The following is a 21,975-nucleotide window of genomic DNA, read 5'->3' as shown; positions in this document are numbered from 1 at the left end:
ATCCAGAGAATAGAACAAAAGTAGAATTCTAAAAATATGTATTTTCTACTTGTGTATAACAAATGAAACTTAACGGTCTTTTTGAAAAATATTTATAAAAGGGAATTACAAATTCCCACTTCTTTAACCCCAGATTACAAATCTGGGACAGCAAGTGATTTCTTTTATTTAGTTGATGTTTTTCCTAAATAAAGCTCTGTGACTGAAGTTGTACAATAGCTCCTGCACATTTGTAATGTGCAGGTTGTGAGTTTAGGGATTTGTAATCCCGTTAGCAAGGCTGTTGTAAATGGTACGCGGCACTATTTACTAATTATTGATTGTACTAAATGGAGATAAAATACTTGCACAAAAATAAGTCACCTAAGCTTATCCTCTTTATGAGTGGCTGGGGTTGTGACGAAATTCCTTTTCAAAATATTCTGTCAGATGATTACGACGTACTCATGTGTTACGATTATCGTGATTTGAGCCAAATTAATGAATTAAAGGAAGAGTTGAATGCTTATCAGGAATGTTATCTGATTGCCTGGTCATTAGGCGTATTCGTCAGTTCACTCCTTTTTAAAGATGATAAAAACCTATTCCAGACTTGTCTTGCTATAAATGGGAATCTATCTCCCATTGATGATGAAAAAGGCATTCCTCCCAGTATATTTCAAGGCACCATTGATGGTTTGAATGAAAAAGGGCGCGACAAGTTTTTTATGCGCATGTGCGGTGGTAGATCTGGCTATGCCAGTTTCATAGAACATCAACCACAACGCTCTGTTGAAGATCAGAAAGAAGAATTGATCTGTTTGCAAAACATGATTTTGAGAGAAGTAATTACTTGGGATATCTTCGATAAGGTATTACTTTCGTCTCGAGATATGATTTTCCCTTTTAAGAACTTGGAAAAGGCCTGGGAAGATAAATCTCAAAAACTGATAATTGATCTACCTCATTTTTGTTTCACAGCCTGGAACAGTTGGGATGAGATACTAAAGGTAAAACAGTCTTAAATGTCCAAAAGTCTAAAAAGTCTGAAGGACAACACACAGAGAAAAATAGAGGGTGAGCCAACAAAAGATAAATAAGGATAAGGTACAAAAGGGGTTTGTGAAGAGCATAAACACTTATCGCAAGCATGCCATTGTTCAGGAAGCCATTGCTTCACGACTGATTGCTGAGATGAGATGGCGTTGTCCTGCGCATCACAATTCCGTTTTGGAGATTGGTTGTGGTCCTGCAGTGCTTACCGATAAGTATTTTCAGTTCTTCGATGCAAACAGCTATCTGGCTAATGATATTGTAGAGGAATATGCGCCTATTCTGGAAGCAATCAATCCCAAAATTAAATTTATAGCTGGCGATATTGAAGCCAAGGATTTACCACAGAATCTAGATTTAATTATTTCGGGCTCCACTTTTCAATGGTTTCATAATCTGGATGCCTTTCTTGAAAAATGTTCTAAAGCTTTATCCCCAACAGGTTTTCTCGCTTTTAGCAGTTTTGGTCCGGAAAATTACCGTGAGATTCGTTCGGTAAACGGCAGTGGATTAGATTACCTCACTTATAACGCACACCTACGACTTCTGGATAAGTATTTTGATGTTGTTTGGAGCGAAAAAGAAATCATAACCCGCCATTTCCCTGAGCCAATTAGTGTTTTACATCATATGAAACAAACGGGTGTTAATGGCTTACCGGGTAAAGTTTGGACAAAATCAGATCTAAAGAATTTCGAAGAGCGCTATAAAGATCTATTTGGAACAGAGCTGGGCGTACCCTTAAGCTATCAGCCTATCTACTTCATTGCAAAACCTAAATCAAGTAAAAAGGTTTAAGGGAATAAAGGATAAAGGAAATTAAACTCGAATTATGGAAGCAATTTTTATTCTAATCCTTATTCTATTTATAATTGGTGTGCAATTATACATTCAGCACGTAAATGAGCAAGATCTGAATAGGCAGTTAAAGGAGCATTACACCTCAGATGAAATGCAAGTCAGTGAAATTTCAAGTTTATCTATAACTGAAAAACTCAAATACAGTGTTCCCATCATTCCGGGTATGTTTATGACAACGGGGCTATTTTCATATTTCAAGACACAGAACATATCATATATGTTGATGTTCAAATGAAAAACAAAACTATAATTGATCTCGATGAGTTTGAAACCTATAGTTTCTAAAACAATATCAAATCATTAATCCTCAATCACTAATTACATATGAGCACTTACTTTATAACTGGAATTGACACAGACGCAGGAAAGACCTTTGCTACGGGTTTAATGGCGAAATACCTTCTTGATAGAGATGTAAACGTCATGACACAGAAGTTTGCTCAAACGGGTTGTGTAGGGATCTCAGAAGACATTCTTGCTCATCGTGAGATTATGGGGGTCGATCCTTACGAAGTTGATAAAGACGGGACAACATGCCCTTATGTGTTTACCTATCCTGCTTCGCCCCATTTAGCGGCTAAAATAGATGGTGAAGAAATAGATATTAATGTGATTAATGCATCAACAAAGAAGCTGGAATCAGCTTACGATACCCTTCTAATTGAAGGTGTAGGCGGTATTCATGTGCCTATCACACTAGATTATTCTCTTTTGGATTACCTTGAAGAGAAAAAGCACCAGCTCATTCTCATCACATCATCAAAGTTAGGTAGTATCAACCACACACTAATGTGCCTGGAGCTGGCAGCACATCGCAAACTTCCTATTCATGGTCTGATCTATAACCATTACCCTAACAATAGCGATGTGATTCTTGAAGATTCCATTCAAGTCTTTAAAACCTACCTGAAAAAGTATGGCTACAATTGTCCTGTGGTTGAAATTCCTGAATTCAAAATTGGTGAATCACCAGAAGTCGATTTCTCTCCTTTATTTCAACTTTAAAAGAGAGAACCACTAATTTGCACTGATTAACACTAATTTTTAAGAATTTCACGCCAATAGCGCAGATATACGCAGAACAATACCCTTATTAGGCTATGACTATTAGTAAGATGTACATTTCATCGTCGGATTAAAAAGATCACTAATCTATAATCCCATTACTTATTCTTTAGTTACCACAGATGACTCAGATTCTCACAGATTAAAATCAAAAGGAATAAAACATCAACCTTTCGACTTTATCAGAGATCCTGACCTCTCCATTATACTTATTGAGAGCCTCACAAAAAAGTGAGACCCTCATTTACACCATTTATCAGGCTATGACTATTTGTAAGCTGTATATGTCATGGTCTGATTTGCTATATCGACTAATAAGAATCTCCTGAGCATAGATTATATGACCTTTTAGACCTTTAAACTCTTATGACCTTTAGACCTTTCCGACTTTTGGAATAGCCTTTAGTTAAAATATGTTGTTAAACTGAAATTCTGTTAAGAAAAAAATGTAGGTTTGCAGTCTAAACACAACAACACAAAAATTTTAAAAATGGAAAAATTATATGTTCCCAACAGGGGTCATGTCGTTTTCGAAGATGTCGTTTTTGATGAAAAGCTAGGTGCTGAAATCCATCAGTTCTTACGTGAGTACGAGCATTGCGATATCCTTTCAAAATACAATCTCCCGCTTAGTAATAAACTCCTACTCCACGGTAAAAGTGGTTGTGGTAAAACCATGACAGCTCGAGCCATTGCTCGTAAACTAGGTAAGAAGATTAAAGTTATCAATCTGGGTGGTATTGTCTCTTCAAAACTGGGTGAAACCTCCGCTAATATCGCTTCAGCTTTCCGCTTGGTAGAATCTCAAGAGGCTGTTCTTTTCTTCGATGAATTTGATTCATTAGGTAAAGAGCGTGATTATGACAATTCGGATAGTAGTGAAATGAAACGCGTCGTGAACACCATGCTTCAACTTATCGATTCACTACCGAAACATTCCATTATTATTGCTGCAACCAATCAGATTGATATGATTGACTCTGCGCTTATTCGTCGTTTCGAGTTAAAGCTGGAATTCAGAAACCCAAGCAATGACCTGCTTGATAACTTCTACGATAAATTGCTTACTAAGTATCCTGAAGAGTACCGTCAAGTAGATCGCAAATACGATATTTCTTTTGCAGAGGCACAAGATATCATCTTCAGAACAGTGAAAAACAATATCATTGTATCGGAGCTAAAGAAAAAGGATAAGTTCATTGAAGAGAATAAAGAAACGAATCCTTGTCTTAATTAATAGAAGAATAAGCAGACAATCTAGAATATAAAAAGTCGTTTCCCCTGGAAGCGACTTTTTTCGTAGAGCTATTTTATAAGTTACGACTCCGAAAATTCAGAAGCACCTTCTAAAATAAAGAAGGTGCTTCTGAATTACTCAATAAAGAGTTCGCTATTTACATTACTCTTCCTCAACTTGTGTTTTAAATGACCATGTTGGGCTATTGGTTAATATTTCACCATCGTTTTTGGCAACGACATACCAATAATATGTCGTATTTAGCTTTAATCCATCAATATAAGCTTGAAGTTCATTCAAATTTTCACCTACAACCTTTCTAGCAGTGGATCCTGATTCATAATAGAAAACAGAGTAAGAAAGTGGAATATCTTTTCCTGATTTCTCAACCTTCCATTTAAAAGTGATGGAAAGTTTTTGATCGTTTGCACCATTGCCTGGAACTGGATCGATAAGGCTTACAGTACTATTCATATTATCATCTTTTACCATATAGACAACAACACTTGTTGTTTCGTACTCAGCAATATTTATATTCACAGTTTGATTTATAAAGTCTTTTTTCTTTACTGACAATGCAATATCTCCAGCTTTAATTTTAGAAAAGGAGAAATTTCCGTTATCATTACTCACCAAGGCAGTACTCGCAGGGTTAGTCATTAATGTCACACCTCTTAATGGTAATTCTGTTTCTGCATCAAACACGACTCCTTGTAATGTACCAAATTGATTATCTGTCTCTATAATGTCTTCTTCACAAGAAATAAAGAAGAATATGATGGCTATAAATGCGATATATTTCATAATTAAAAATTTAAAAGTTAAACTATTTTTTACGAGACTTAAAAATATAGAAGTTAAAACCAACACCTATCGTTAAAAACGAATCTTTATACTTTCCTTTAACAACTTCATCCAAATCATCTTGAAGTGTATAATTGTACGATCCTGAAAAAGTAATGCCCATAGATGGACTAGCCATATATTCAACACCTACAGTTCCTTTCACAAATGGAAAAAACTTTTCACTTCTAGAAATAGAGTTGACCATAGCACCTGCTCCTATTCCAAAATAAGGAGATACTTTATACTGGTTAAAAGGCAGATAGACTAGTTCCATATCTCCTTTAAGAATGGAAAAATCTTTCTTAGAATTTAATTCGATTTTGCTATAAGCTGCATTAAGATTAAAATGAACATTAGGGTTCAATGATCTTCCAATTTTGAAATTGAACATTAAGTTCTCTTTGGATTTCCCATAATCGCTTATCATGTTTAATGTTTGTATTTCTGCACCAATCTTCCAGCGTTTATTGTTCGAATCTTGTATTTCATTTCCCCAATAATCCTTAGAATTAAGACTGTATTTCTCGTTTAAATAATTAGAATAACTATGCGACGTGGTGTCGGCAGCTATCTGAAAGTTCCATAGTTTATCTTCTATACCATCATATATTAAGCTCATTACAGCTTTTTCAATGGCTTCTTTTACTGCCATTTCAGTTGGTTCATTATACGTAAAACCTATTTCTGTTTCCAATAGTCGCTTAAATTTTACATATCGAAAAAGCCCCGCTTTAATCTCTTGTGACAAAAGCGATTTAGTTGTGTAAACGGTTTTTAAAATCTTCCCATTATTTGTCGATACTGCTCTTAAATAGACAGTTACTCTATCTTCGCGGTATTGTCCAGATCCACCTGCTCCAAAATACTTCAGACCAACACCACCTGTTACCACATTACTTTCGTAAGAAATGATTCCTCCTTCAAGGATAATTCCAGCAAATAAAAGAGGAGGAAGTAATTGATTTTGTTTCGAATCAAATTGGGCTCTACTAGAACGAATAATTTTTCGCTCATTAAGTAAATTACCAATATTTTCTCGTTCTATCGGGACAAACCATCCCGATTCTTCAAGAGCTTTAATCAACACTGTTGTACCGCCTTGAGTAACAGCTGTTGACCAAGTTGCTCCAACAGAAGGCTTATATTGCCCTGTTTGATCTCTGAACTTATAAACAGCTGCCACAATTTTTTGTTGTGGTTTTGGCATGCCTTGTAATTCAGAATTTATGTGTGTGAGTGGTCCTAATTTTGCTGTTGTTGTCTTCATAGGCTGCATCATAGATGTTGCACAACTGCATGCCAATAAAGCTAACAAAAAGCTATAGAACACTATTTTAGTATAACTCATCTGCTTTGTTTTTGAATTTATCTATCAGGAAACTTTAAAAATAGGGAATGGTTACAATTGTATTCCCTCCCGTATCATTATCCAATATCGAAACATCAACTCCTTCAGATGATTCGCTAATTTGGATTACATAACTCCCCATTTCGTACACGCCTGGTTGCAGCGATTCTTCTGAGAATTGATCGTCAACTAGTTGTCTGCTTAACCTGCTAAGGATCTGTCTGTTTAGACTCTCTTGAAAATCTGCTAAAGGATCTCTATTATATTCATAATCAACCCTGTCTGGATCTTGAAGTTTATTTTGGGCTGTAGCACTATTCATCAACCAGCTGTAGTTGTAGGGATTTCCTCCAAAACTGGGATTGACAGGGACATAAGCAAAATCTTGTGCAGCTGCAGAAAGCACACTAGCACATAGAAGAACGAAGAATAATTGTATTGTTTTCATGAATCTTATTTTAAATTTGATTAGTAAATTCCATTTCCCTTTTGATCTTCACCAATTAGAAGCTGTTGAATTTGATCGTAATTAATTAAGTATTGCATTACTTTCTGAACAGCATCTTTAGAATATGCTTCAACTAAATCGTATCTGGGTTGTAGTATCGTGAAGTAAACCAGATTTTCATTAATGAAAATTTTGATTTGAGTTGTACGAAGACGAAATGGTAACTCTTTTATTGTAATCGAATAATTTTTTGCACTTTTAGGCGCAGTCCAATTATTATAAAATAGTTCATAAAAATCTCTTCCACTTTTTGTTTTGGTTTCATCAACAAGCAGACCATCAATTTCCACATCGAGTTGATTGGAAATTTTCTTTTGGTCCATCTTTTTTATTTGCTCCATCTTTTTAATAAACTCTTTCAGTTCTTTTGGAACAACTTGTTGCTTAGATGACGTTTTTAAAGTGTCTGGTGGTATGGTCGTGTTAATAAGCATACACCAGCAAAATATGAGGTATAAAATTTTCATAACTATTACACATTAGTCTGCTAAAACTATGGGGTTAAAAATTTGGTATTGGCACTGTAATATGAGAAATGTTCAATTTTAATCCATTGCCTTGTTGTGTTATCTCAATCCCTTTGGGAATTGTAGATGACATTTCTCCTAAATTTATATTGTTTCCTATTCCATCTTGATTAATTCGAATGTCAAGCAGCATCATCGACGAAGCATCTTGTATTAATGGAGCATCTTTAGTTCCGACACTATTTTCTCTTCCAAATTGTAAGATGTTGGCAAAAAGTGCCATTCCTGTTTGCTGTAGATATATGGCATTCTCACTTCCCGCTTGAAATGCCTGTAGGTTTGTTAGAGAACCCTCTTGCGAAATTTGGGTCAAATTTCCAACCCCTTCCTGACTAATACGAATCGTATTTTCATCACCATTTTGTAAACTTAGAATTGTATTATCAGTTCCTAGTTGTATCGTTTCTATATTATTCAAATCACCATTCTGCACAGTTTGAATATCTTGATTGATTCTATCGATAGAAAAGAGATTACTCTGTTGTAGGTAAAGTTCTTGTTCACAAATCTCATTGGTTTTAAGTTTCTCCTGAGCTTTAGAAGTAACTTTACATCCTAACAATAAGATTAGTATAATTAATATTGGATAAATTGTTTTCATGATACAGATTTTAATAATGTAAGAATAGGAACCCTGCAAAGCAGGGTTCCCTCCCAATAGATATTACACTTTAATTAGCAGACTGTGTAATACTTGCTACGTTTGAATTTCCTATCTGATCCAACGAAATAGAACCATTAGTACTATTGATCATTGCCTTATTATCATTACCAAATTGGTCAATACTTAAATTTGTACCACAAAACATTCCAGATGTATTGCCATTAAGACCTGTAACCATATTATCAAAACCATCTTGAGTAATATCTACGTCGCCTTTAGCTAAATCGTCATTACAATTGAAAGTCAGGTTAATGTTATTACCAGATCCATTCATTTGAGTAAAATTCACATCACCACTACCTGATCCATTCAATCTTACAAAGTTATCGTCAGCTAGCTGATTAATAATAATATTTGAAGTTCCAGAGTTATCTACTTCAGCATAATCGTTACCATTTTGATTAACAGTCACTTCACTACGTCTGGTATTCATTTTGATTTCATTAAAATCACCTTGCTGATCAATAGTTAGGTTTTCGCCTTGGAATATTGCTTTTGTTCCATCAAATGCATAAACCTTATTCTCATCACCATTTTGAGTAACTGTAGTTTCTGAATCCGATGACTCAACTTTAAGTTTAAGAATATTTGATGCACCATTAACAACAGTTGTCATTACGTTTCTGTCACCAAGCTGGTCAACTAATACTTCATTATTTTCAAATGGAGAACCTGTAAGTTGGAATACATTTCCGTTACCATCTTGCTTAAGACTAACTGTATTATTACTTCCAAGAACATCAACACCATTTGTAACGGTATTCCCATTACCTATTTGTTCTGCATAAACGGTATTACCATTGCCTTCAATGTGTGAAGAATAATCAATAAGGCCATCGCCTTTTATCTTATTATCGTCACCATTTTGCTTGAATGTCACATCATTATCATTTCCAAACAACCAAACTTGATCAATATCGTTTGAAGCACCTATTTGTTTAATTAACAAGCTGTTATTAGTCCCACGAACATCAATTATACTACTACTATTATTCCCTGTCGCAGCCTGATTACCTGTACCATCCTGATAAATTTTAACTGTATTATCATTTTGATTATTAATATCAATTCTTGCAACATTATTATAATCACCTTTTTGATTAACCTTAATTGTGTTTTTAGAACCGATTACTCTACTATACTGATCTCCAAAATAATTACTGTTACCTTGTTGTTTTACATCCATCGTGTTTTCATGTCCTTCAACATAAATTTTATCAATTTCATTCATGTAACCATCTTGGATTACTGTTACATCATTAGAGTTCCCTTTTTGAGTAAATTCCTTAACAAGATTATCACCTGTTCCTTTTTGTGTAATCGCAGCTGTATTCGACTGTCCTGTTTGACGAAAATCTTTTACAGTATTAGCATCTCCTCTTTGTGTAATGGCAGCTGTATTCGATTTTCCTGATTGGTGAAACTTTTCTACAGTATTAGCAATACCATTTTGTGTAATCGCACCTGTGTTCGATTCACTTGATTGGTGAAACTTTTTCACTGTATTCTCATCACCTCTTTGTGTAATAGTAGCTGTGTTCTCCTGTCCTGACTGGTGAAACTTTTTTATAATATTACCATTACCATCTTGTGTAATCGCACTTGTATTCGTCTTGCCAGATTGATGAAGAATTGATCCATCTGAATGTCCATTATTATTATTATTATTATTCGAATGACTTTGGTCATTGCTACGTGAATCATGATCTTCAACTTTTCCAAGTATATTATCATTTCCTCTTTGAATAATAGTAGCTGTGTTTCCTTGACCAAACTGACTAAAAGGTAAAATCGTGTTGTTATTACCTACTTGTTTAACAGTTATAATTTTTGAATGTCCATATTTTTGATTCAAACTCATGATGTTATTACCATCTCCTTTTTGGCGTAAATCAACCAATTGATTTTTTCCTTCTTGATTTACGATAGCATTATTTACACCAAACTGGTTTGCTACAATGGTGTTGATATGACCATTGCCCACATTAGTGAGTTGAGTTGCATCAATAGTAGCTCCTCCTTTTTGTACGATAGTAGCTTTATTTCCATTTGTTTGTGAAACGGTAGCCGAGTTATTGGTTTGACCATATGCCACCATTGCGCCCATGGCAACAATAATTGTTAAAATCTTTTTCATAACAAGTAACTTAAGTTTTGATTACTAATAAAATATAAAATACATTGAGAGACTACTCGAAACGAGTAGGTTCGATCAGAAATTCTCATTTCAGTATTCTAAATCATTAAAACTTCATCTAAATTTTTCATTTTGTTAAATTTTAATTGGTTAAAAAAGATATAATTCCCCCAATTAGCTTCAACTGAATAAAAAAATACTTGTGTAGAGACAATTTCCTAGAAAGGATGGTCGGATGATTTGGATATTTTCATTATATTTGACTTCTCAGGTCTCCAATCAACCTCCTGTTTCCACGCGTTCAATTTATTGTTCCGTTGTTACAGGGGGGGAGATTTTCCCCTTTTCTCTTATATTTTTGTTTTCACCTAATTTTGTTTTCCAGTGTTTAAACGCCACTAAGCAAAATTCTACTTTTATTACAAAATTTTCTGCCTTGTCGATAGTGTTGATTACGGATATCTCTTCACATTTTGTTTCCCCCTTACTTAATTTAAAATCAAGAGAAGCTGGTAATACTTTTAAGCTTTGTGCACTTAAAGAAACAACCAGGCTAAAACAAAAAACAGATAAGGAAAAAACCACCTTTTTAATTCTAGAAAATTCCATAGGGTATTTAAGTCAGTATTATATTGTAAATCTATAGAGATTAGTTTCTTGCATCAATACCCATAAATGGGGATTTTATAAAAAAGATTATAATTGATTTCAATAATTGAGAATTTTGACTTGCATAAATCTAAAAACCAATAACTCATATTAGCTTAAAAAACACCAATTGTCCCTGCAGTAAAAGCCAAACTTGCCGTATTCTTTACTTTCAGTTTATTGATTATATTCTTTCTATGCGTTATGGCTGTATGAGAGCTAATATTCAGTTCACATGCAACTTCCTTATCGGTATAACCTTGAACAACTAGTTTCAATATTTCCTTCTCACGCTTCGATAATGAAGCCATCAATTTTAAGTTATCCTTGGACTGTGATGAAAAGCTATTCTGCTTAGACTTACTTTCACTCTCCATTAAATCGGTCAAATCAATACAACAAACATATATATGCTTAGAGCACAAAACATGATTTGACTGATCCACAACCGTATTCATATAAATATGACGCCAAACCCCATTGCTATTCTTCAACCTCAATATATTGGCATACTTAGTTTTATCAAATGAATGTATAAAATTGAGAAAGTCTTCAATTTTGTGCACATCAGAAGGGTGAATATTTTCAACGAGCAATTCAAATAAAGAATTCTCATTAAAAAAAAGAGGTGTAATACCGAAAAAACGGAATAAAGCCTTGCATGAATTCTTAATTTTCAAACTGCTTGCTTCCAATATAAAGTAAGTCGAATCAAAATTTCGAATAAGCTTATCAGAATACCTAAATATATCTAATGACTCCAAATTAACCAGCTTAGGATATAGTTTCGAATTAAACCTATTTTGATGCACAGTTTCCATTGTGTTCTTTTAAAAGATATCAATATACTAGATCAAGAATATTTCCCTTTAAATTAGGATGAGAGAGTTTTTAGTAGCCCTGTGTTCATGAAAACCAAGATTCCTTAAATTCCTGATTTACCATTATCTACAATTAATAAATTCACATTTTGTTTTGTTATATTAAAATTAGAATCTTTTAAATCCACAAGTTCATTTTATTCTTTCTAATTTGATGAATAACAAATATGAGATGATAAATATCCATAAACGCTTGACTGAACAAAAAAAACTTAATTTGATAAGAAACACTCGTTTTAAAAACTGAAATCATTAAACATTATTTATATGCATCTAGTTTTATTGTTAAACTTAAAACAACTACAGATCAGATCATAATTTGAATGAAGTCCTCCAATCTATTGGAACTTTATCCATCAAAATTCATTTTACATTAAGGAGATTATCAGTTAATTAAATCTTCTTTTATTTCAAGATAAAATGGATAAACATGTCAGAATCCACTATTCGTTTTCGAATAGTGAGAATGTCAATTATCATGTTTATCACAAATGATATATTCCTATCTAAATATTATAGCCTACTAAATCAATTATTGAGAGTTCAGGAAAAATTATTAGTTCAATGCTTATTTTTATTGATTTCAAGCAAGAAATTAATGCTTAACTTAATGATAGGTAAAGATCAATATTATTTTACTTCAACAATTCTACTCTCCTACTCATAATACATTTTTATGATTAAAACAAATAACTAGATATCTAGATTCCAAGATTATTAAAACAAGTAGTCATAGACTCTTTCATGATATGTTTTTCAAAAAAGAGCTAAAATCAAAATGGAACGATTTAGTATGTAAATCATATTCCCAATTGGCCAAATTTTAAATTCTTAACAGTAAATCCAAACTTAATAATTCAATCAAATTCAGATATTCTCATCTTATTTTACTTAATGCCTCAACTTCTTATCTGACTGATTGTTTTCACTTGAACAATCAGTCGGATTGACTAGTTTTACCGCAATTAAATAATTTACTGTAGGATGATTTCTCTGATGTGGAATCAAATAAAAAACTGCGAAACAGACCTACAGCAAACTAACCTAAAAGAAAATCATGCAGGAAGATCAAAAATCCTACAAATCACAACGCAAAAAAGCGAAAGAATTCGAGAGTCGAGAAGAGTATCTTAACCACGAATTAACCATTATGAAACTCAGACGATGGCGAATTCACTTGCCATTCAGAGATTTCAACATTGAATTAGAAGATTTAGTTCCTGCACTTGCAGCCACAATCGGGAAAGTGGTCATGGTAACCGCAATGGTTGCTGTTTTTGCTGCTCAATTCGGATTGACTCCGGAATTTGTTGCAGAGAATGTTCGTTACGAGCTTCTGATTGCAGGTGGTATTTTTGTACTCCTTTTTTCTGCAATCCTTAACCCAACAGCTAATCTGGCAGGAACACACGGTCCTATGATTCCTCTTATTCCAATTATTGCTGCAGCTGGAGGACATCCTCTTGCTTTGGGTATTTTGATTGGTGTTTTTGGGCTAACACTAAGTATTACCAAAGGTGGTTCGAAATTGATGAACCTAACAGGAGTTGGTGTTCGTGGCGGCCTTCTTATCTACTTAGGTGCTGTTGGACTAATTGGACAAATAACCAAACTAGAGTTTTGGTCATCTGGGACCGGTATCAATGCCTTATCGTTTGCCGTTATTGGCGTCACCATTTTAATCTATGCCTACTTGGCGCGAGTTAAAATGCGCTGGTTAGCTATCCCCCTTTGTTCTGCACTAGCTGGTGTTATTGCTTATACTATGGGAGCTGATTTTGCCTTTACAACTGAGCCAGGGCTTCCTCATATGAACCCGATGTGGTGGTGGGGCGAAGATACTGGATGGAAGCTTGGTTTGCCTAATTTGGGTCACTTTATTGCTGTGATTCCTTTTGCTATTCTTGCTGTTGCCATGTGGACGCCTGACTATTTAGGTCACCGTGTTTTCCAGGAACTGAATTACCCTAAAAAGGCTAAAAGCGTTCTAATGGATGTGGATGATACCATGACTGTAGCCTCTATTCGTCAGGTTATTGGTGTAGCATTAGGTGGTGGTAATATCGCTTCTTCATGGGGAACCTATATGATTCCTGCTGCTATTGCCAAACGTCCTATTCCTGGAGGTGCTGTTCTAACGGCTATCCTTTGTGTACTGGCTTCTGTTCTTGGTTATCCTATGGATTTAGCCATGTGGGAACCTGTATTGAGAGTCGCGCTTATCGTAGGTGTATTCTTACCTTTATTAGAGGCAGGTATGCAAATGGTTCACAAGCACAAGGATTCACTTAGTGCTGGAACATGTATTTTCGCATGTGCCTTTGTAAATCCTGTATTTGGATGGGCTTTCACTATGCTTCTTGATAATACGGGATTGATTGGTGACCGCGAGCGTGCTAAAGAATTATCTTTGAAAGAGAGACTAATTATTCCAGGTGTCATGTTTATCATCTGTATCGTATCTCTGGCAATGGTTGGTCAACTACCTGGCATACCGGGTATTTTCTAAACCAAACACACTATTTATAATATTAAAAGGCGACTCAATTGGGTCGCCTTTTCTTGTATCTATTATCGAATAGAACAGGTCTTGATTCCTAATCTCGTTTGAAATTTAACTTTACAATAAAAACTACTCTCCGGATATACAACATGCCATATAAATTGATTAATTTAGACAACAATATTAGTTCTAAACCCAATTTATTTTACAGATCATGAGCGAAAAAAATAATTTTAACGATCCTATGGATAGAAACCCCGCTAATTGGCGAGGTCCTTTTTATTATAATCCCAAAGACTCCAGAATACGTGTTCCTAAGCAAGATCCTATGAGAGGTTGGACCTTTAATTTTGCAAGCCCTTATGCCTATCTCTTTATTATCTCTATCATGGCTATTATTGCTCTTTCGATGTATCTGGGTTTATAAGCATCAATACCCATGGCTATTAAGTCAAGATGATCATTATCGAACAAGACAGTCAAAAAAACTTGAACAATGGACGACTTACATATTCTTTCGGAATCTTTCGAGAAAATTAAAAACTACTTGAATACCCATCAGGATACTAACATCCCCATTGTCAAGTTCAAGACCCCATCAGAACTCACAGGTCTTATCAATTTTGAAGTCAAGCCAGAGGCTGTTTCCGAAGAGGATTTCCTCAAGCTTCTGGATCAATATCTCGACTATTCGGTAAAAACTGGAAATAAACAATTCCTGAACCAATTGTATTCGGGTTTCAATTTCCCGGCTTTTATTGGTGAAGTCTTTAGCGTATTAGCAAACACATCGATGTATACCTATGAAGTGGCGCCAGTAGCGACTCGCATCGAAACCGAAATGATTCAGTTGATGAATAGTTATGCAGGTTATACCGATGGAGACGGTATTTTTGTGAGTGGTGGTAGTAATGCAAATTTACTTGCTATGTTTTCGGCTCGCAACCGTATTTTCCCCAAAGGACGATTTGAGGGTTACGACAGTAGCTTAAAACTAAGTGCCTTTGTGAATGAACACGCTCACTATTCGTTCGAGACAGCGGCCAACCTCATCGGTATTGGCTCAAACCAAGTCATTAAAATCAAAACGAATAGAAAGGGGCAACTGATTCCTGAAGAACTGGAAAGAGAAATAGAAGCTTCAATCAAGCGAGGGGAAACGCCATTTTTTGTTGCAGCAACCTGTGCCACGACTCTGCTTGGAGCCTACGATCCCCTTAAGTCCATGCTTGCCATTTGCAAGAAGTATAACATTTGGCTACATGCAGATGGTTCATTTGGAGGTTCCCTTATTCTGAGTGACAAACATCGCCATCAAATGGCAGGTATAGAAGAAACCGACTCCTTTGCCTGGAACCCTCACAAGTTGATGAACATCCCCTTAATTTGTTCCGCTTTACTGGTTAAAAAACGAGGCTGCCTTCAGCACAACATGACTGATATCAATACGGATTATATTTTTCATGATATTGATCAGATTGAGGATTTGGGAAAAAAATCCATTCAATGTGGTCGTAAGGTCGATGCTGTGAAGCTTTGGTTTGCCTGGAAGTATTTCGGACTCAAAGGCTATCAAAATCGTATTGACAATCTAATTAAGATGGCTGCATATGCTGAAACGAAAGTTAAGGAACATGCTCAACTCGAACTCCTGGTTGAACGCCAATCCTTTGCTCTTTGTTTCCGCTATATCCCAAAACATCAGAAAGATTTAAATGCATTTAACCTCCAATTGCGCGAAGCATTACGTAAAAGTGGAAAATCCATCGTAAACTATGGCTATATAGAAAAGACACTCGTTATTCGCTTAATTACTGCCAATGGTGAACTGCAAAATTCAGATATCGATTTATTCTTTGATAATTTACTGAACGAAGCTCAAAGCCTTGAAGCGAACAATATGGCTATGAAAGCCTAACCTGCTCCTCTTGCTTATCCAAAATACTCGATAAGTTTTTATAAAACGAAAAGGCCAGCCACATATCAGGATGATCTTGTAAAATCCACTTATTATCTAGTCCAAAATTATGGTTCTGATTCTAGTCGCCATCAACCCCCAATAGCTTGAGACCTTCCATAGCTGAAGGATCTTGAGGGAAATACCACAGGCTTTTCTCGAAAAGGATTAAGGCCTCGCGGCTTTTCCCCATCCGATAATTGGTCCATGCCAGCATGATAAGTGCATCATATTTAAAAGGATATAAATCAACTACTTTTTTAAAATGAGTATGTGCTTTTTCATACGCCTCCTGCCCATAATAAATAAGTCCCAATCGGTAATTGGCTACAGTTTGGTTTGGTGAGATCTCCAAAATTTCTTTGTAGAGATTTACTACCTCAACCCATTTTCCCATAGCGGCTTTTGGTAAAACCAAACCAAATTTTGCCTCTTCTGCATAGGGCATCAAATTTATCGCACGCTGATAATGCGCAATAGCCTCTGTAAATACCCCTGCCTGATAATTGAGCCAGCCCAAGCGTAAGTTGATTTCATACGAATCCTCATCGTAAACCTCTTTCAACTGATCAAGAGCTTGAGAGAAATCACCTTCCTTCTCATATTTATAGCTCTCTTCAAAAGCTGATCTAACAGTCTGAAAATTTTGACCCGACAGCTTGCTACACAGAAAAAACAAGATAAGTAAATTCAATGATACGTATTTTATTACCCTTAGAAATTCCATTTTATACCTCCAGTTATCGATTGTACATTAATGTGTTGACTATTCAATTCATCATTTATCATATATGTGTTTTTTTCTTTTTGGTTTTGATACAAAAGAAATAGGCTCATCTTTCCTTTAAAGATGTATTGATAGCAACTTACCTCTATTCTATTTTTCACTAGATTCACGCCGTTATATACGGAATACCCTTCATTCTCTACTTGCTTGAACATATCTCCAAAACTGTATCCAAGCTGTCCCCAAGTATTTTTTGCAAGTCGAAAACCTGCTCCACCTTTCCAGTATCTCCGATTCAACCAACCTGCTTCCAATTTTTCCTCCATTTGATTGGTAAAACTACCTAATAGGTACAAGTTTAAATTTCCTTTGGGATAAAAACGAACAGACACTTCTTGCTGCCAACGAATTAAATCACCCGTTTCGAAATACAATAGCCCAAGACTCACCTTCCAATTGGATATATCCTGATTAAGTCCCATATAACCAATAAAACTATTTTGAGTGAATGCATAAGGATTGATTTCAAGGGCAGATTCAGAAGCGCCACTTCCTCCATCACCATTTCCTCCATCACCATTCCCACCGTCACCATTTCCTCCATCACCATTTCCTCCATCACCATTCCCACCGTCACCATTTCCTCCATCACCATTTCCTCCATCACCATTCCCACCGTCACCGTTTCCGTTTCCTTTTGTCTTAGATGTAAGCATTGCTGCTTCTGCTTGCGTTTCTACAATAAGAGGGTCCCCTTTAAGTTTAGTTTGTAACCAATGTCCTCCAAGAACCAGCTTAGTTCCATACCCCAACTGAAAAGAACTTTTCAAATAATATTGATTTTGATGTACCTCTTCACTAAAAGAAACCCCTTCGGATATGATTGAATTCTTTAGATCTACCCTGCTGTAAGCATGGAATAAGGCAAGTCTTTTCCCCAGTTGGTGATTCAATCCCAAACTATAATGGTGAAATTGCTTTCGAACAGTTTGTTGCTGAATCTGATCAGAATCAATGGCATAATCATCAAGGAACTCATATTTAGTTTCAGCATAAATTCCTGAAATAAGTTTTGTCTCATCAATCTTATATGTTTTACGAATAGATTGGGGCAAATCGTTTTGCATACGTAATGCATCCATATTCCTACCACCCTGAATATAAGAAAAGTACAAATACTCTTTCAAACTATTATCCTCTGGGTTCTTTCTAGATAGCTTTTGAAAAAAGACAGTTGATTTCCGATAATTCTTCAATTCATAATAAGCAATACCCATTCGCAAACGCAAGTAGTAGAAGTCTATGCCTTGCTCAATAGATTTTTCACCTACCAAAATCAGTTGTTTCCATTGCTGTTTTTGATAAAGCTCATAAGTTTCCTTGTACACCTGATTAACACTCAGAGATTTCTGAGCATATGCATATGAACTAATCAGAATGCTTAAAATCAATATGCTTGCATATTTCCACATCTTATTTCTAATGTTTTATCTTTTTTATAAATCTTAATTCTGAGTGAAGCCCCGCTTTCTACAATAATTTCACTTTTCAAATGCTCCTTCTTATTAGGGTAGCTACAAATCACATTAGATTTAAGCTCAATTATTTCGGAAGTAATTCCGTCTATTTTGTTCAAATAATTCAATTGATACTCTGACTTTAAATAAATGTAAAATGGAGCTATAAAGTCCTGAACAAAGAGTTTTCGCGCTCCATAAATCAAGTTCGGAGGAAGTTCTGCTCTTATATTCAAATTCGGGTAATAGCCCAGGTAAACTTTATAACAAGAGAGATATAGATAATACAGAAGAGAACGTCTATTACCCAAATAATTATGAAACTGCAAGACGTTAGCCTCCACACTAAAATAAGCCCGTGAATTGGTAAGGCTACAGTACAAATATGTGTTAGCTAGAACATCTGACTTAACTTCAAAATCCCAATCCTTTTGGGATAAAATCATTTTATTATTGCTTCCTGATCTCACCTCAAGGCTAAATTTCTGCCCCGATTGAAAGCCCAGAGTTTGAACTAAAAGAGGGTGAGCTTCTCCCCTTAGCAGTTTGGCAGACTTTGATGGTTGGGAATACGATTTAAGCATAACTTGCTTCTCAACCCTCTCCATATAATGCGGCAGAGCAAGCTCAAAAGTAGCTGAACCAATGTAGGGAGTCGTTTGAAACTGAAAGTGGATGTGCGGAAAAGGTGACCTCCCCGAATTACCGCAGGTTCCTAATACGTCTCCTTTTTTCACAATATCTCCCTTTTTCACCGTAAAGCTGTCTTCCCTAAAATGACTCAACTGAGAATAAAGTCCACTTTGATGATGAATGACTAGACTATTTCCCCAATTCTGATCTAGATTGACTTTGCCTATTTCATTATCAGGAACCCCATCCAGAATATTTACGATTTCGCCATCAGCAGGACACAAGATCATTTTATTGTAACAGTAGTAATCATCGACAACACTACCCAGATTCTTATACTGTTTGTCCTGATCATCTACAATAGCAAAATCCCAAGCATGGCGCCATTCATCCTTATGCGTGTATTCACCATTATGAGCCTGAGTTACTGTCCATTCACCAATAAAAGGCAACTGAAAATCAGAGAATCCTATGGAAGACATTCGAAGGGCATTATTTATAAAGAAATACAAATTCTTTTCTGGAGAATTGTGTTGCACGCTTACCTCCTGCAATTTTGCATTAGGCTTGTATCTCAATTTTAATATATATAAGAATAGAAGTGTAACCACATTAAACGGAAGCGCATAAATGGATAGCCTATAAGGTGCAAACCACTGCATGCTACTAAGGGTAACTAATACCACTATTGGCAAAAGAAGCACAATCCATAAATAAGAATAGAAAGATGGAATAATATAAAATCCCCCAAGGGCAATTGATGTTAGAATAAAATTAAAACCGATATAGGTATAACTCAGTTCATTAATATCAGCCCCAATCATCCCATAAAAGAAGTAAGCAACGTAGAAGCCAAATATCGCCAAAGAGAAGGCGATTCGGGAATACAAAAGTAAGCCCAAAAGAATGAGTAAACCTGCCAGCCAATTACTCTGAAAGAAAATGGCACCAAGAGATTTAAGAAAAATGGATACTGAATCAAAAAGGCCCCAATTTTGAATACTATGATACAAATTCACAAGAGATTGGCCTCCAATATCATAAAATTCATTGGCTTCATAAATACCTCTTTCACTAATACCCAGAGTCGTTAGATCACTACTGGCCATCATAATCATCCACAAACCTAACAGAAAGGGAACACTTAAAAATGGCAAAGCATATTTTGCAAACACCCCTTGTAGAAATAAAACGATAAATAGGGTTAAGACAGAGGATAAAATAATGAGCAAAACAATTTCAATACCTGGCTGAAAATACAAGCCTATACCCAAACCAACCAAAAGGCTATTAAAGCCATAAGTCCCATCTTTGATATAAAAAGGGGAGAAACCCATTATGAAAGCAATCACATTTGCCACCACTATTGAAATTAGCCCAGATACCCCAGCCCAGATATCAAAAAAACTAACCAAAAGCAGTAGTAATGCAAAGGTTTTGTTTCGTGAAAAAAAAACCTGAGCATAACTGTTTAGGATAGCCTCTCCCAAAAATAATATGTTCTTTCTATACGTTTCCATTATGTTTTAAGATGCTCAGGCGTATTTTCCATTGCATTGAATTGTTCATAGGTTTCTTTCTTTCGAATGAGGTGTAATTTCCTTTCCTCATCAATCAATAAAACAGGAGGCCTTAATTTTATAAACTGCATCCACTGGGTCATATTATAGGCTCCAATACGCGGAATCACCACAGCATCGCCTCTTTGTAAAAGAGGAAATTGAACAGCTTCACGTATCACATCAATATTCATACAAAGCGGACCATAAATAGTCGTATTTTCTGTTTGTTCCGATTTCAGCTTAGTTGGTAATACATCATGTTCATACCAGAAAGACGTAAACAACATATTCACGCCGATATCGATCACTGTAGCTCTGCGTCCATCCACCAAGCGCTTGTTTGCCAAAACACTTCCTAATATGAAACCAGCATCATCCACCAAGGCTCTGCCCGATTCTAAAATCAGAAGAGGAAGCCTTTCCGGAGGTAATTCACTGGCAAGCAAAGCAGAGGTTAAGGCTTCAGCATAATCATCGAAAGACGGACAAGTATCTGAACCTGGAAGGTAGGCACCTTTAAGTGTGTTTTTCGATGCAAAGCCACCGCCTAAATCGAGATATTTCACGCTGTGATTGAACTTTCGGAACAAGCGGATAGATAAATCCGCCAATTTCTCAGCAGCAATGGCATAAGCAGTTACAGCGGTTATATATGTTCCCATATGAGTGTGCAAGCCTAATAATTCCATATGCTCATGCAACATGACACGATTCAGAACGTGCCAGGCTTCCCCATTTTCAAGGTTAAAGCCAAAACGATCCCACCGAGGATAAATGCCTGCATCTAAATTTATTCGGAGACCTACATTTGCTTTTTTATTGAGATTTTGAGCCAATTCACCAAGAAAATAAAATTCATCCAAGCTATCAAGATGGATCATCGCTCCATCATTTATAGCCCTTTCCAAATCCTCCTTTGATTTTTCAGGACCGTTAAATATGATCTGATTTCCTGAAATCCCATTTTCAATGGCCTTAGAATATTCAAAGCCAGAAACCACTTCGGCCCAAGCTCCCTCTGAATGAAAAATTTTACAAACCGCATTTAAATAGTTGGTTTTATATGACCATGCGAACTGTACCCTAGGATAACGAGACGCGAAAGCCTTTTGAGCCTGACGATATGTTTTGCGAATACAAGGCTCCGAAATCACATATAAAGGAGATCCAAACTGCTCCATAATATCTACTATGGCGACCTCTTCAATATGGCTAATAACAGGTACTCGGGTACTCATCCCAAATTTATCGGGCATACCAGCGTTTACTTTATTAATTATAGGCCGTTCGTAATCTAATTTTTTCATCTGACAGCTTGTTAA

At 35.7% G+C, this 21,975-nt stretch carries 20 protein-coding genes; 8 read left to right on the top strand and 12 right to left on the bottom strand.

What is annotated here, in order from left to right:
- Window positions 1–329: 329 nt before the first annotated feature.
- From ACXR6G_RS05975 to ACXR6G_RS05955, 5 genes are all read left to right on the top strand, one after another.
- A complete protein-coding gene (locus ACXR6G_RS05975; protein WP_458360496.1) occupies window positions 330–1,004 on the top strand; it encodes a DUF452 family protein in 675 nt (224 codons plus the stop codon).
- Between the two features lie 97 nt (window positions 1,005–1,101).
- Window positions 1,102–1,830 carry a malonyl-ACP O-methyltransferase BioC gene (gene bioC, locus ACXR6G_RS05970; protein ID WP_458360495.1) on the top strand — a complete coding sequence of 243 codons (729 nt, stop codon included), beginning with the start codon at window positions 1,102–1,104 and terminating at the stop codon, window positions 1,828–1,830.
- 34 nt (window positions 1,831–1,864) lie between these two features.
- Entirely contained in the window at window positions 1,865–2,128 is a 264-nt protein-coding gene (locus ACXR6G_RS05965; RefSeq protein WP_458360494.1) for a hypothetical protein, read from the top strand.
- 89 nt (window positions 2,129–2,217) lie between these two features.
- A complete protein-coding gene (gene bioD, locus ACXR6G_RS05960; RefSeq protein WP_458360493.1) occupies window positions 2,218–2,898 on the top strand; it encodes a dethiobiotin synthase in 681 nt (226 codons plus the stop codon).
- 550 nt (window positions 2,899–3,448) lie between these two features.
- A complete protein-coding gene (locus ACXR6G_RS05955) occupies window positions 3,449–4,195 on the top strand; it encodes an AAA family ATPase (RefSeq protein WP_458360492.1) in 747 nt (248 codons plus the stop codon).
- Between the two features lie 162 nt (window positions 4,196–4,357).
- On the opposite strand, the gene ACXR6G_RS05950 is transcribed toward ACXR6G_RS05955, so the two are convergent.
- The 8 genes from ACXR6G_RS05950 to ACXR6G_RS05915 all read right to left on the bottom strand — a co-directional run bounded on the left by ACXR6G_RS05950 (window position 4,358) and on the right by ACXR6G_RS05915 (window position 11,694).
- Window positions 4,358–4,999, bottom strand: a complete 642-nt coding sequence (locus tag ACXR6G_RS05950) for a carboxypeptidase-like regulatory domain-containing protein (protein WP_458360491.1) — start codon at window positions 4,997–4,999, stop codon at window positions 4,358–4,360.
- Between the two features lie 22 nt (window positions 5,000–5,021).
- The gene (locus tag ACXR6G_RS05945; protein WP_458360490.1) at window positions 5,022–6,389 is read right to left on the bottom strand and encodes a CsgG/HfaB family protein; all 1,368 of its coding nucleotides are present in this window, start codon (window positions 6,387–6,389) and stop codon (window positions 5,022–5,024) included.
- A gap of 34 nt (window positions 6,390–6,423) precedes the next feature.
- Window positions 6,424–6,837: a curli production assembly/transport component CsgF gene (locus tag ACXR6G_RS05940; RefSeq protein WP_458360489.1), complete on the bottom strand. Its 414-nt coding sequence runs from the start codon at window positions 6,835–6,837 to the stop codon at window positions 6,424–6,426.
- A gap of 20 nt (window positions 6,838–6,857) precedes the next feature.
- Window positions 6,858–7,364, bottom strand: coding sequence for a CsgE family curli-type amyloid fiber assembly protein (locus ACXR6G_RS05935; RefSeq protein ID WP_458360488.1), 507 nt, complete (start codon window positions 7,362–7,364; stop codon window positions 6,858–6,860).
- Between the two features lie 34 nt (window positions 7,365–7,398).
- On the bottom strand, window positions 7,399–8,025 hold the full coding sequence (locus ACXR6G_RS05930; RefSeq protein ID WP_458360487.1) for a hypothetical protein: 627 nt from the start codon (window positions 8,023–8,025) through the stop codon (window positions 7,399–7,401).
- Window positions 8,026–8,095: 70 nt separating this feature from the next.
- On the bottom strand, window positions 8,096–10,225 hold the full coding sequence (locus ACXR6G_RS05925; protein ID WP_458360486.1) for a hypothetical protein: 2,130 nt from the start codon (window positions 10,223–10,225) through the stop codon (window positions 8,096–8,098).
- Between the two features lie 306 nt (window positions 10,226–10,531).
- Complete coding sequence (locus ACXR6G_RS05920; RefSeq protein ID WP_458360485.1) at window positions 10,532–10,834, bottom strand: hypothetical protein; 303 nt, start codon at window positions 10,832–10,834, stop codon at window positions 10,532–10,534.
- A 155-nt stretch (window positions 10,835–10,989) separates the two neighbouring features.
- Window positions 10,990–11,694 carry a response regulator transcription factor gene (locus ACXR6G_RS05915; protein WP_458360484.1) on the bottom strand — a complete coding sequence of 235 codons (705 nt, stop codon included), beginning with the start codon at window positions 11,692–11,694 and terminating at the stop codon, window positions 10,990–10,992.
- A gap of 1,117 nt (window positions 11,695–12,811) precedes the next feature.
- On the opposite strand from ACXR6G_RS05915, the gene ACXR6G_RS05910 reads away from it, so the two are divergent.
- The 3 genes from ACXR6G_RS05910 (at window position 12,812) to ACXR6G_RS05900 (ending at window position 16,175) form a co-directional block, all read left to right on the top strand.
- A complete protein-coding gene (locus tag ACXR6G_RS05910) occupies window positions 12,812–14,263 on the top strand; it encodes a DUF3360 family protein (protein ID WP_458360483.1) in 1,452 nt (483 codons plus the stop codon).
- A 208-nt stretch (window positions 14,264–14,471) separates the two neighbouring features.
- A complete protein-coding gene (locus ACXR6G_RS05905; protein WP_458360482.1) occupies window positions 14,472–14,684 on the top strand; it encodes a hypothetical protein in 213 nt (70 codons plus the stop codon).
- Window positions 14,685–14,753: 69 nt separating this feature from the next.
- Window positions 14,754–16,175, top strand: coding sequence for a pyridoxal phosphate-dependent decarboxylase family protein (locus ACXR6G_RS05900; protein WP_458360481.1), 1,422 nt, complete (start codon window positions 14,754–14,756; stop codon window positions 16,173–16,175).
- A 121-nt stretch (window positions 16,176–16,296) separates the two neighbouring features.
- Here the strand turns inward: ACXR6G_RS05900 and ACXR6G_RS05895 are convergent, their stop codons facing one another.
- Genes ACXR6G_RS05895 through ACXR6G_RS05880 form a run of 4 tightly spaced genes read right to left on the bottom strand, consistent with a single transcriptional unit; the run spans window position 16,297 to window position 21,960 of the window.
- Window positions 16,297–16,908, bottom strand: coding sequence for a tetratricopeptide repeat protein (locus tag ACXR6G_RS05895; protein WP_458360480.1), 612 nt, complete (start codon window positions 16,906–16,908; stop codon window positions 16,297–16,299).
- 20 nt (window positions 16,909–16,928) lie between these two features.
- Window positions 16,929–18,413, bottom strand: coding sequence for a hypothetical protein (locus ACXR6G_RS05890; protein ID WP_458360479.1), 1,485 nt, complete (start codon window positions 18,411–18,413; stop codon window positions 16,929–16,931).
- Window positions 18,389–20,611 carry an urea transporter gene (locus ACXR6G_RS05885; RefSeq protein ID WP_458360478.1) on the bottom strand — a complete coding sequence of 741 codons (2,223 nt, stop codon included), beginning with the start codon at window positions 20,609–20,611 and terminating at the stop codon, window positions 18,389–18,391. The genes ACXR6G_RS05890 and ACXR6G_RS05885 overlap by 25 nt, the downstream gene beginning before the upstream one ends.
- Entirely contained in the window at window positions 20,611–21,960 is a 1,350-nt protein-coding gene (locus ACXR6G_RS05880) for an alanine racemase (RefSeq protein ID WP_458360477.1), read from the bottom strand. The genes ACXR6G_RS05885 and ACXR6G_RS05880 overlap by 1 nt, the downstream gene beginning before the upstream one ends.
- Between the last annotated feature and the right edge of the window lie 15 nt (window positions 21,961–21,975).

The organism is Ancylomarina sp. YFZ004 (genome assembly GCF_054254355.1).
The sequence above is the reverse complement of the archived record's forward strand: the minus strand, read 5'-3'. Positions and strand labels throughout refer to the sequence as shown.